Raw genomic sequence first — 12,724 nt, forward strand, 5'->3', positions numbered from 1 at the left:
TCGTACCTAATTTAGGAGGTGAAAGATATGCCAAACATTAAATCTGCGATTAAACGCGTAAAAGTTAACGCTAAAGCTAACGCTGCTAACACTCAAGCTAAATCTGCAATGCGTACTACAGTGAAAAAAGCTGAAAACGCTGTTACTGCTAATGCTGAGAACGCACAAGAACTTTTACAAGCAGCTTACAAATCTTTAGATAAAGCAGCTTCAAAAGGACTTATCCACAAAAACGCGGCGGCTCGTAAGAAGTCTCGCCTTGCTAAAAAAGCGTAATTGTTATAAAGATCAGTATACTCTATTTAGAGTAGCTGATCTTTTTAATTTTTATAGATAATTAATTACATCTAAGCCGAAATTGTCTTTGACGCCTTACTTTCGCTCAAAAACATTTGCTGTATGAAAATAAAGAGCTGCCCATATTGCTTAGGACAGCTCGCTGATATGTGTTTTCTCTCTAAACAATCACTGTAGCTTAAAGTTGGCGCAGTAAAAAGAGTTCTAAATAACGCTCACGATTGCCCCCTGCTGTTTTCAGCTGTAAATCGACCTCTGCTAACTGATATAATGCTTTCAATAAACTTTCCTCTGACGGACGATTACGCTGCTCAACCATAAGTTTGACACGATAAGGATGTATTTTTAAATTTTTTGCAATTTGCTGTGGGTGATAGCCTTTTTTTAATAAGTAAAATACATTGGACATCGTACGTACATTTGATGCAAGTAATCCAACAAGCATGATGGGTTCTTGCTTTTGACGTAGTAAATCATGATAAATAGACAATGCCCCTACTGAGTCATTGGCAAAATATGCATTTAACATTTTAAAGGCATCCTGCTCTAACGTTTTTGCCACTAAATCCTCGACTAACGTAGCAGTAATTTCACCACTATCTCCTAAATACAAAGTTAGCTTCTCAATTTCCATTTGCAACTGTAGCATGTTCGGTCCTACCATTGCGACAAGCTGCTCAATCGCATTTTGTGTTATGCTGTTCCCTTCTGCTTTGACTCTACTTTGAATCCACACAGCTAAGTCCTGCTCCTTTGGTGTTTCAGCTTGAACTAAAAAAGCATGCTCCTTCATCATTTTAGTCACTTTTTTTCGTTCATCCAATTTCTCATAAGGTGCGATAAAAACTGTGACTGAAAAATCGGAAGGGTTAGCTAGCCATGTTTCTAAGCGCTTTACATCATGGTCAATTTTTTCTTTTCCTTTTTCAGTTGCCTTTAAAAAGGATGCATTTTTAGCAATTATTAACTTGCGCTCAGAGAAAAATGGAATTGTATCTGCTTCATCTATCACGACATCCACTGGCATTTCTTCCAAATCAAATGTTGACATCTCGATCTCTTCTTCGGGCCCTACTGCTTCTTTTAACCGTTTAACTGTTTCGTCTATAAAATAGCTTTCTTCACCAACAAGTAAATAAACTGGTGAAAGCTGTCCTTTTTTAATATTATTCCAAACCGTTGAAATCATAATTTTCCCTCCATCTAGCAATACTACTAGTATACATGATTTGAAATTCCTTTGTGACTTTGACCGAATTGTGTCGATTCCTTGCCACACGGCGAATTCTCCTTTTCGATATAGCTTTTCTGAAAATGTTGCCTTATAATAAATAACAGAATTGGAGGGATAACAATGAATCCATTTGAAGGAAAAAACATACAATGTCGCCGTAACGATGCAATCGATTCTGGTGTTGGTTTCGGTGTATCATTTGGAGCTTTCACAGTTATGTTTTTCATCGCAATCATAGTAGAATTCGTATCTAGATAATTGAACTTTATTTACGTAGGAAAAGACCTTGCTCATTGGACAAGGTCTTTTTCCTTTTTCACGGACCAACTATTTCCCCGAATTCGTACTTCAATCGTCCCATCTATTCCGGTTGTTAAAGTAGATAAATTTCGACTTGTAAAACGCTCTACTACTTCATCATGTGGATGACGATAGCGATTATTGAGTCCAGCGCTAAAAATGGTTAATTCAGGCTGTAACAGCTCTACAAATGGCTCAATGCTAGATGTTTTACTACCATGATGTCCAGCCTTCAACAACGTCATGCCCGCTAATTGCGTGTTGTAAAGATTAATAAGCTGCCGTTCACCATGCTCCTCTAAGTCACCCGTTAACAATGCTCGAAATGATCCCTGTTGCAAATACAAAACAATTGAATCATCATTCCCCTCATAATGGGTGTCACGGGGCCATAAATATTGAAAGCTAGTATTTCCTATGCGCCAAGTTGTTCCATCCATCTTTTCTTTCACGGGAACCTTGTGCTTTTTGGCTTCCAGCAGTAAATCTCGCATCATAGGCTGATCCATTGAACCAGGAGTGAGGTGAATTTCATGCATATTAATCTCTTGCAAAACCTCCTCAGCCCCCTCCATATGATCCGCATGAGCATGAGTGACGATAAAGATATCAATGTTTCGTATCCCTTTTCCTTTTAAAAACGGTACAACAACCTGTCTCCCAACCTCATATAAGCTATCTGAAGCCTTCCATAGGTCCTGCTCCATGCGCAGTAAGCCTCCTGAATCAATAACATATACAGCTCTTCTAAACGGTAATTCAATAACTATACAATCACCTTGACCAACGTTTAAAAACGTAAGTTTCGTTTCATTAAAAAGCATCGGCAATAAATGAATACATAATGCAGGAATGAAAATTACAACTGCAAATTTACCATAATGCTTTTTCTCTAAAAAATAGAAGCCTGCTAACACACTGATCAATGCCACGCAAATAAGCCAAATAGCAGGTTTTCCTGGCGACCACAGCTGAAACGGCAATTCCTGAATATATAAAATGAACTTCGTTAACCACACACGGAGCGGCTCGTACCCAATAAATAAAACTTTTGCTACTGGCATCGAAATAATCGTTACAACAAACAATACAATATTCATAGGTAAAATAACAAAGGAAAACAATGGTACGAAAATAATATTTGCTAAAAATGAAGAAATAGAAATTTCATAAAAATGATGAAGTAATAATGGATAAACAAGAAGCTGACAAACAAATGTTATGAAAAATGAGCGGATTAGCCAATTCGTAGACTGCTTAAAAATGACACCCGAATAGACGAGACTAGCCGTTGCTAAATATGACAACTGAAAGCCAATCTGATAAATGACACCTGGTTCAAGTAGCACAAAGCATATAAAGCTAATGGCTAGAGCATCATCAATAGATATTTGCCACCTAGCGTAGCGCATCAGCATGATTAATTCAACGACAGATACTGCGCGCCATACGGAAGGAGCACCACCCGCTATCACCCCGTATATAGGTAAAATGATGAGCAGAACTAAAGTCGCTATTTCTTTTCGTATGCCTACACGTAGAAGACCTTCAAAAAACAACCATGAGACGAGTGCCACATGCAGACCAGAAATGGCAAATAGATGTGTGATGCCAAGCTTTTGATAGGCTCGTTGAAGCTCATGATCGACTTGATCCTGTAATCCTATTAGCAGTGCTTGTGCCTCTGCAACTAATGACTTGGGAAATGTAGTTTCAATATGTTTTTTCATAAAGTTTCTCTGTTTAGCAAGAAACGAACGAATGGATTTTTTCTCTTCTTTAAAGGTCCAGCTTGAAACTTCAAATATTCCACTAGCACCTTTACTTATTAAATATTTTTCCATAGAAAATGCATAAGCATGTGCAGGCGGAGAAGGTGCTATAAGTTCTCCTTGAACAAGGTAAGTCCTGCCTGTTAATGACGTATTTTCATAAAAGCTTTTCTCTTGTTCTGAGGAGAATGTATACACGACATACAACTTCTCACTTGTTTCAGTTTTTACAAAGCCTCTGAGTTTTTGACCATTTATTTTATATTCACTCGACCAAGTTATTTGGAATGTTGACGGTAGAGGGGAAGGTTCCGTCAGTTGAAATGAAACGATGAAGAAATAGGAAAGAAATCCAATGACTATAACAAGAGCTGAAATTAAACGGGTCTCCCCTTTCATCTTAAGCCATAACGCGAAAAGCAGAAGAATAGCTAGTAGCCAAGCTGACTTGTGTGCCGCTATTGAAGCTACAAGTACAGCTAGCGCTACGTAAACCCATTTATGTTTTAGAGCTTTTTGCCAAATAATGCACTCACCTTCTGTTCATATGGGAGCAATTTTTCTGCAGGCATACCACTCTCACGAAGCTCGTTTAGCATGTCTATGTACAAGGCTAATTTTTCGTCGCTTAAAAAGTCGATTTTACGTTCATCAAATGGAACGTGAACAACTTCTACACCTGCTTTTTCAAATAATTCCTGTACATAAGGGTTATTTTTATAATCAGTAGCGTAATAGACGCGTTCAATACCTGCTTGAATAATAGATTTCGTACATGGTAGACACGGGAAATGTGTCACATATAAGTCTGCACCTTTTGTGGGCGTACCATATTTAGCACATTGTAGAAGTGCATTCATCTCAGCATGCACTGTACGCACACAATGATTATCAACAACATAGCAACCTTCTTCAATACAATGTTCGTCACCTGTAATTGAACCGTTATAGCCACCTGCAATAATTCGCTTATCTCGAACGACGGTTGCTCCTACTGCCAGTCTTGTACATGTGCTACGTAATGCGAGTAAATGGCTTTGCGCCATGAAAAATTGATCCCAAGTAATTCGCTCCATATGACTACCTCCAAAATTTTACATACATTATTAATCAATTTCGCCTTAGCGTAATTGCGTCCGGATTTTGAATTGTGTCTGTACAATTCATTCCTTTGAAAATCCGTGACATCCGACTGTATCAGTCACTATGCTCTATAGTGTAGCCCGTTTTGAAAAGAATCGTCAATATCTCAAATCTTACTGCCGTTACTTAACTGTAATGAAATCCTTTAGCTTCTCAAACGTTTTTTCGCCAATACCACTCACTTTTTTTAAATCCTCAATGGTTTTAAAGTCACCATTCTCCTCACGATAGGAGATAATACTTTGAGCCTTTGATGGACCAATACCTGTCAATGTCGTAAGTGTTGCTTCATCTGCTTTATTTAAATTAACCTTTTGATCTTTCATACCGTTATCGCCTTGTGATGTTCCGCTAGTAGGCATCGTCAGGATATTTGAGGTTATTTCGTCTAGCTTTTCCCCTTTTACAGGAATATAAATAACCATCTCATCCTGAACTTTTTGGGCATGATTAATGAGTTGCGTATCAGCATCCTGGGTATACCCCCCTGCAAGCTGTACGGCATCTATAATTCGTTGGTCGGGCTGTAGCTCATAAACGCCTGGATACATAACAGCGCCCTTTATATCAACAAATACCTGCTGTATGACCGCTTCATCCACAGGCTCTTCTATTTCATGTTGTTTCATAGGTTGGATTGTTTCGATGAGCTCTTCTTGGGGAGGTGAAGAGTCAGAACTCGAAAAAAAGAAGTAACAAAGTCCACCGATTACAAGTATGCCAGGGAATAACATACTTTTTTTATACTTTTGCCAAAAAGATTGGATCATCTATAACATCCTTTCCTTTGCAAAAGGTAATCATATGGAGTCCCTTTCATCTTACAATATCATTCATGCGTTGAAAAGATGTATTATCTATTAAGACAAAAACGAAGGCATCCCTGAGCTTTGCTTATTATGACACTGACATAATGATGTAAAATTATGTTATTATTTTAATAATAAGGTTTCACCATCATAATGTGTGGTTGATTTCCGTTCCGACTGGGGGCGTCCGATGATCCCCAGTCGGAACGAAGATCAACTTATATACAAGGTATACTTCTAAACAAATGTCATCCACAACTTTTGGTGATGAGCCATAATAAGAAAACACATTATGCCTTTGCGTTTAGAATGGAGGAAAAATATGCAGCTAACAATACAGGCAAAGGGAGAAAATGTGAAAGCTATCTCCTACTTACTATCAAAAAATCCGAATAATTTATATGAACGGCGTGTAAAAGATCATTTAGTTCGACTTGTCTATCATGAGCTTTCTGAAACAAACCTTGCTGTGACAATATTTGTTACGCCAAATGCACTCGCACTTGTTCAAAATGACAACGCGCTTGATATTACACATTATATTAATGACCGCGAATTCGCCGCTAGTAGTATTTTTTTATCCATGATCCGTTCTGCTTTAGGTACTTCAATCAATTATGCCTCGGCATAATTGTGTCCGGATTCGGCTTTGTGCTTGCACAAAGAACTCCTTTCCGATTCCGTGATATCCGCCGGAGGCTTAACTTATTTCAGCGGATGTTTGAACATCCGCTGAAATAAGTTAAATGGCAAACCAAAAGAACAATATATGGAATGGGTAACTCAAGCATTTTCATTTGAATTTGAATTCGGTCCAATCGCTTCAGCTATGACAAATGAAGAGATAAATGAATTGTTTCAGCCTCTTGGCTACACTGTCAACATCGAGGCTTTGAATAACGACCATCGTGCGCGTTTTCTCACATTATCTGCGGACATTACGCTACAACAAGCACTACAACATCTCTTTGTACTCATCCCCGTTTTAGATGATTATAAGCACTACTTTATCAATGAGTTGGAAGTGGATAAGCTTAAACGCTACGGAGAAGGATGGTTAGATACACATCCAATGAAAGAATTTATTTATAAAAAAGCTCTACGCTTCTCCCATTTATATGATGGTAACACAACACCACAAAATGTAACGCGGTCACTCAATACATTACGCTACGAAAAAATTGTTGAAACTATTAAAAATCTACCTCGAAAATCATCAATCGTTGACTTTGGTTCTGGCGAAGGAAAGCTTTCTAGTTTACTTGCCTACGTTAAAGGAATTGACGAGTTGCTTGCGGTTGAACCAAGTGAAGCTGCAATGAAAAAAGCAATCAAGCGTTTTGAAGGCTTAGAGGATGCATTTGTAACCCCAAAACCTACATGGGGCTCGCTATTTTATTACGATGCACGATTACAACATAAAGACGTCATCGTTTTATGCGAAGTCATTGAACATATTAATGAGGAACGATTACCTAAAATAATGGCGTTGCTTTTAACACAATATAGTCCTCAAACATTAATTGTGACAACGCCAAATGCTGAATACAATGCTGTTTACGAATTAGATGAAATGCGTCATGATGATCACCGATTTGAATGGACACGCAAACAATTTCAAGAGTGGTGTCATGCGATGAATCGTAATGAACAATATGAGCTTTCATTTACTGGCATCGGCAATCAACATGATAGTTACGGACAACCTACCCAAATGTGCATCTATACGAAAAAGGAGGAGAATGTATGAACATCAAGATTCCACATGCAGGGATTGTTCTGCTAATTGGTCCATCCAATAGTGGAAAATCTACTCTTTTACAACAATGGGTTAATACAGGTATGCTTTCTCCTTCTGAAATTATTAGCTCTGATACTTATCGGACACTTGTTTCAGATACGGATTATATCGATTTTCAACATCATTCAAAGGAAGAAGCAGATTTATTATATGATGAATATTTCGCTATTTCAGCACAAGCCTTTGCTGTTATGGAACGCGTATTAGAGGCTAGAAGCTCATTAAATAAATGTACCTTTGTTGATGCTACACATTTACAATCAGAGGAACGTCAAAAATACATCTTGCTAGGAAAAAAACTACATGTTCCAGTAAGTGCAATTGTCTTGGACATTCCACTTGAAGAATTGATACATCGAAATACTTTGCGCCAAGACCCAAGAGGAAGTAAACGTATTAAACAGCAGGCACGCTTATTAAAAGCAGAAAAACGATTTATTAAAAAAGAGTCGTTTACTAAAACTTATTTTGTGACAGAGACAGATGGACTAACATTATCAAGACAAAAGTCGCCGCTACTGTTAAATGTAGAGGCTGGGCTTGATATTATTGGTGATATTCATGCATGTTTTGATGAATTTATCGAATTACTTAGTAAGCTAGGCTACGAAGAAAATGAGGAAGGTTACTATATTCATCCACAAGGTCGTCGCTTTGTTTCAGTTGGTGATATTATGAGCCGTGGACCAAAATCGATCGCAACGATGGACTTTTTTGATCGCCATATAGAGCGTGGGCTTGCCTATATGACTGATAGTAATCATGGCTGGAAAATCGCTCGTTGGTTAGATGGACGCAAAGTAACATTACATCATGGGGATGAGCTAGTTGAAGCTGAATTTAACGCTTATGAAAAAGATTACGGAGCGGAGCAAACAAAGGCCTTAAAAGCTCGTCTCGCGAAATGTTTACTTGCTGCTCCCTCTCACTATGTGTTAGTGAATAATGGCATTTCTTCCGCTGTTGTTACACACGCAGGTATCCGTGACCGTTATATAGGCAAACAATCGGCAAGAATTTCTGATTTCTGTCGTTACGGTGATGTTCAGGGTCAAGATAAATCTGGAAAACCTATTCGTAATGATTGGTTTATAGAGCATCAAACATCACAGCTTATTGTTTGGGGGCATGATCCTAAAATTCATCCGTTAAAGCAAAATAATACGTTGAATATTGATCAAGGAGTTGTTTTTGGCGGTCAGCTAACTGCTTTTCGCTACCCTGAAAAGACAATTGAGTTTGTGAAGGCGTATAAAAACTATGCCGGTATCGAACGAAATCCTCTACTTGAGGCAAAAGCTATACGTTTTGACCCACCAAATATAGGGGCATTTTTAGAAGGATTCACAGTGGAAACTGCCTACTTTAACAATGTACAAATAGGCGGTGCTCATGCAAAGGCAGCGATCGACAGTGTTTCTCATTATGCACTGCCGTTAGAACAGCTAGTTTATATTCCACCAACGATGAGCCCAACGCCACAAACTTCTGCATTAGCAGATACGTTAGAACATCCTTCTGAGGCATTTGCCTATTATAAAAAGCATGGTGTCCAGACAATGATTGCCGAGAAAAAACATATGGGCAGTCGCGCTGTTCTCTTACTGTTTAAAGATGCGCTTATTGCAAAGGAATATGTCGATATAGAAACACTTGGTATTATTACAACTAGAGCAGGAAGACGGTTTTTCGATAAAGAGACGGAACAACAAATTTTGCAACAACTTCATACAGAATTAATAGAGAAAAACTATTTCGAACAGTTTAATACAAATTTCGTACTACTCGATGCAGAAATTTTACCTTGGAACTTAAAAGCGCAAAAACTAATCGATCAACAGTATGCACATGTAGCTGAGCAAGCTCTAATGGACCGCACAAAGCTTATGGAGAAACTACGTGACACAGTTTCAGAATGGCTTCAGGAGTATAAGGGGTTACTTGAGAATGCACAACGATTTTCAACTGTTTACCAAAATTATTGTTGGGATGTCCAGGATGCTTCAGCTATTCAAATTGCACCCTTTCATGTATTAGCACATAGTTCGGAAACGTTTTTCCATAAACCACATATATGGCATATGGAAATGAATCGACTTTATGCAAAAAATTCAAAGCTATTCATTGAAACAGAGTTTAAAGTCATTACGGATGAAGCTTCTGAACAGGAGATCATTACTTGGTGGGAGGAAATGACTGCTGCTGGTCATGAAGGAATTGTTATTAAACCTGAAATATTTGTCACAAAATATAATGGCAAGCTTATTCAACCCGCAATTAAAGTACGTGGTCGTGAATATTTACGAATTATTTATGGTATGGACTATTTAGAGCCTTCAAATTTAGCGAAACTGAAGGAACGTAATCCAAGTAAAAAAATGAAGCATGCATTGCGAGAATTCGCACTCGGACTAGAAGGAATAGAACGTTTTGTAAAAGGGGAATCGACTGCCCGTATTCATGAATGTGTACTCGGCACATTAGCACTCGAAAGTGATCCTGTCGACCCTAGACTTTAGTAAGGCGGAGAACACAATGTGTTACTACCTCAAACATTTTGGTGAAGAACTCTCTTTCTGAATGGTCCTAACGTGAAAAGTGCCACACTGCCTATTGGACAGTGTGGCACTTTTCAACATGACTTTCTAAAAGCGTTATTCTTCTAAGATGTCATTAAATTTCGCTTGAAGCTCAGTCGTTAAAATTCCCTCATTGTAAAAATGGCGAATAAATACATTTTGCATCATATCATCCTCTTGAGCGGGATTCATTTGCATTAATATTTGATTAATCTTCTCCGCGAGCAGTACTGGATTGGCGTACATCGTATTCCATGCACGAACCTTTAACTCTAAATCTTTACCGAGAGCCGCTTCCTCCAAATCCTGTGCTGGTACTGGCTCGCTAAAATGTGCATACGGGTCTTCATATGTATCTGTATGTAAAAAATGAATACAATCCTCTAATTTGTCTGCTACACGTATTGTATCTACAAAAATACCTTGATCATTTTCATATAGATGGCTATTTTCTAAAATTAAAAACGGTGCGTGTTGCTGAATCCCGATTACTCGTTTTTTTAATTGAGGTGTAATAAAGATTAAACCATGCTCTAGCTGCAATGTTTGAACGTATGTAGAAAAATTACCATTTTCAGCAAAATCACTATATGTTTTTGGGCGATAATAAAATTCAGCGTCTAACTCCTCTGCTTCAATCGTCCATTCTACCTCTGGGCAATCAAAAATAACACGAAGTGCAATGCCATTCGCGGTTTTTCTAAGCTCATCATAAATATAAAACTGCGCTGGTTCTACTTGACCTAACTCACTTATAATATTGTTAAACTTTAGATAAATGATTGATTTTGCAGTAAAGCCCCCTGCCATATCAAATGTTAATTCAACTTGAGTAGCATTACGTTGAATACTAACTATTGTTGCATCATGAAGACTTTGCTCAAAGACCTCTCTCGCCTTCGGTTCCATATAAGCTAACGTTTTCTGCTTTTCCTCATATGTGGCATCGAGAATATTTTCAAATAGCTGCTCCTGTTCATTTCTCCATCCTAAAAAATCTTCTCGTATATGTTTAGGAACATCTGGTGTATTCAACGTACCATCTAAAACATATGGTTGAAATCGCAGTGGTAAATAGTTCATTAAACTATCGCGTATTTCGTCTAACTCCTGCTTTTTTTCCTTATATGGATCAATATCATTTTCCTTTGCATAGGAAAGGTAATCTGTCCACTCCTCATCAGATTCATAAATAAATAGTTTCATCGCATTTTCATACGCTTTTTTCTCTTGCATTGTTAAGTGCCACATAATTTCAGCTCCTATATTTTTTTCGGTTTTCTGTTCGCTCTCGTGACAATCTCAATTGTATGTAGTCAGCATATTTATTAAAGAACTTATTGGTAGCTCTTTCGGTTATAGCATTATTAAAAGAAGCGGTTGTATAGATAGACACGAACCGCTTCTTAACATTTTCTTTATTTTTAAAACGCTGATTACAACATCTTACTATCGTATGGTTTATTTTCACGAATAAACTCTTCCACAACGGTTAACACGCTCTCTAAATCTCTTATTGTCCAATTATCCTGCAACTGTGCTCTATCCCCTGGTACATGATGATGATGGTGTGGGTCACTTTTGAGCCCTTCTGGTAGCATGTGGTGCGGAACAAAATGATACTCATTTTCCCAAGCACTGATATGGCCAGGTTTCTTTCTATTCTTTTCCCATGAATAGCGGTATTGTATTTTATTGTCATTTTTATCAAACCATTCACGAACCCTAAGTTGGGTTTCGCCATAAAAACCGCTATCAAAGTAGAATGTAATTTTAATTACTGTATTGTCTGGATTAATAGGATCGTCTTCAATTAATAAATCTGTAGGTTGACGTAGGATTGAATTAAAGCGAGTCAATAATGCTGCATAATCAGTTAATTTAGGCATTAGTACCTTTATTAGCCTGTAATTGCTTTAACAAAGCATTTTTCTGCACTATATAACCCTTCCAATCAAAAACGTCTACAGCTTCATCTAATCCGTCAATTAGGCTATCACTTTTATTTCCATACAGATGTTCAAACTCTCCGCCATATTCAATTTCATATTCAGTTATTCTACCTTGGATAACCTCCAACTTTTCTTCCAGTGTTTGGGTTCTACGTTTTTTCTCTTGGTGTATCCATTGCATTTCAAACGATGTAGCTGGGTCTGACCATAATTTAAGTGCAACTCTAGGAATTTTTTTAACGTTGTTAATTAATTTATGCTCTAGACCATTATTTAGATACTTATAAATAGTTGGCTTTGAAACCCCTAAATATTCTGCTGCTTGCTCAGTAGAGACTAACTCGGCTATATCATAATCATAATCTATATATCCACAATCTGTCGTTTCTAAAAACAGTTTTTCAAATGCCAATTTAACAGCACCTAATTCATTTTTTTTCTGATTTTTTTCATCCAATAGTTCTAATGCTTGATCAAAAAACAGTTTAATTGTGTCCGACATGAGTTTTTCAGCTGGCTTTAATTTTGTTTCTCTTAATTGAATATAACGAACTGATTCTGAAAATGTATCAGGGATAAAATCCCCAAGAGAGTATAAAAGGAATTGTGTTTCTTTTTCTAATAGATCTGCGTCTTTGGTTTGAAATGCTAAGTCAATTGATTCTTGTGTTTTTTGGATTACTGCTAAACTCATTTTCATCACCTCTCACCTCCATACTATATCTTTTTTTACAAAAACACAATTTTATATGTTTACAATATCCCCTTTTTGTAAAAATATATGCGAATTATCTGAAAATAATTTGTGCTATTAAACATTCTTTTCCGCTTTATTCA

General features: G+C 37.4%; 11 protein-coding genes and 1 pseudogene. 5 read left to right on the forward strand and 7 right to left on the reverse strand.

What is annotated here, in order from left to right; genetic code table 11:
- Nucleotides 1-27 precede the first annotated feature (27 nt).
- Complete coding sequence (gene rpsT / locus QUF91_RS19070; protein ID WP_289419055.1) at nt 28-276, forward strand: 30S ribosomal protein S20; 249 nt, start codon at nt 28-30, stop codon at nt 274-276.
- A 199-nt stretch (nt 277-475) separates the two neighbouring features.
- Here the strand turns inward: rpsT and holA are convergent, their stop codons facing one another.
- Nucleotides 476-1,486, reverse strand: a complete 1,011-nt coding sequence (gene holA / locus QUF91_RS19075) for a DNA polymerase III subunit delta (RefSeq protein WP_285395109.1) — start codon at nt 1,484-1,486, stop codon at nt 476-478.
- Between the two features lie 165 nt (nt 1,487-1,651).
- On the opposite strand from holA, the gene QUF91_RS19080 reads away from it, so the two are divergent.
- Nucleotides 1,652-1,789, forward strand: coding sequence for a YqzM family protein (locus tag QUF91_RS19080; RefSeq protein ID WP_083226922.1), 138 nt, complete (start codon nt 1,652-1,654; stop codon nt 1,787-1,789).
- A gap of 32 nt (nt 1,790-1,821) precedes the next feature.
- On the opposite strand, the gene QUF91_RS19085 is transcribed toward QUF91_RS19080, so the two are convergent.
- The 3 genes from QUF91_RS19085 to QUF91_RS19095 form a co-directional block, all read right to left on the reverse strand.
- Nucleotides 1,822-4,002 (reverse strand): DNA internalization-related competence protein ComEC/Rec2, encoded by a 2,181-nt coding sequence (locus QUF91_RS19085; RefSeq protein ID WP_289419056.1) that lies wholly within the window; start codon nt 4,000-4,002, stop codon nt 1,822-1,824.
- Between the two features lie 107 nt (nt 4,003-4,109).
- Entirely contained in the window at nt 4,110-4,679 is a 570-nt protein-coding gene (locus QUF91_RS19090; protein ID WP_289419057.1) for a ComE operon protein 2, read from the reverse strand.
- A gap of 189 nt (nt 4,680-4,868) precedes the next feature.
- The gene (locus QUF91_RS19095) at nt 4,869-5,516 is read right to left on the reverse strand and encodes a helix-hairpin-helix domain-containing protein (RefSeq protein ID WP_289419058.1); all 648 of its coding nucleotides are present in this window, start codon (nt 5,514-5,516) and stop codon (nt 4,869-4,871) included.
- A 361-nt stretch (nt 5,517-5,877) separates the two neighbouring features.
- On the opposite strand from QUF91_RS19095, the pseudogene QUF91_RS19100 reads away from it, so the two are divergent.
- The 3 genes and pseudogenes from QUF91_RS19100 to QUF91_RS19110 all read left to right on the forward strand — a co-directional run.
- Nucleotides 5,878-6,654 (forward strand): annotated as a pseudogene (locus tag QUF91_RS19100) (hypothetical protein); the annotation flags it as partial.
- Complete coding sequence (locus QUF91_RS19105) at nt 6,628-7,305, forward strand: methyltransferase domain-containing protein (RefSeq protein WP_483308105.1); 678 nt, start codon at nt 6,628-6,630, stop codon at nt 7,303-7,305. The pseudogene QUF91_RS19100 and the gene QUF91_RS19105, both read left to right, overlap by 27 nt.
- Nucleotides 7,302-9,875 (forward strand): polynucleotide kinase-phosphatase, encoded by a 2,574-nt coding sequence (locus QUF91_RS19110; protein WP_289419059.1) that lies wholly within the window; start codon nt 7,302-7,304, stop codon nt 9,873-9,875. Before QUF91_RS19105 ends, QUF91_RS19110 begins: the two co-directional genes overlap by 4 nt.
- Nucleotides 9,876-10,010: 135 nt before the next feature.
- On the opposite strand, the gene QUF91_RS19115 is transcribed toward QUF91_RS19110, so the two are convergent.
- From QUF91_RS19115 to QUF91_RS19125, 3 genes are all read right to left on the reverse strand, one after another.
- Nucleotides 10,011-11,186, reverse strand: coding sequence for a DUF4085 family protein (locus QUF91_RS19115; protein ID WP_289419060.1), 1,176 nt, complete (start codon nt 11,184-11,186; stop codon nt 10,011-10,013).
- A gap of 185 nt (nt 11,187-11,371) precedes the next feature.
- Entirely contained in the window at nt 11,372-11,824 is a 453-nt protein-coding gene (locus QUF91_RS19120; protein ID WP_289419061.1) for a toxin-antitoxin system TumE family protein, read from the reverse strand.
- A complete protein-coding gene (locus tag QUF91_RS19125) occupies nt 11,817-12,581 on the reverse strand; it encodes a helix-turn-helix domain-containing protein (protein WP_289419062.1) in 765 nt (254 codons plus the stop codon). Before QUF91_RS19125 ends, QUF91_RS19120 begins: the two co-directional genes overlap by 8 nt.
- Between the last annotated feature and the right edge of the window lie 143 nt (nt 12,582-12,724).

This window comes from Lysinibacillus sp. G4S2 (assembly GCF_030348505.1).
GTDB lineage: Bacteria > Bacillota > Bacilli > Bacillales_A > Planococcaceae > Lysinibacillus.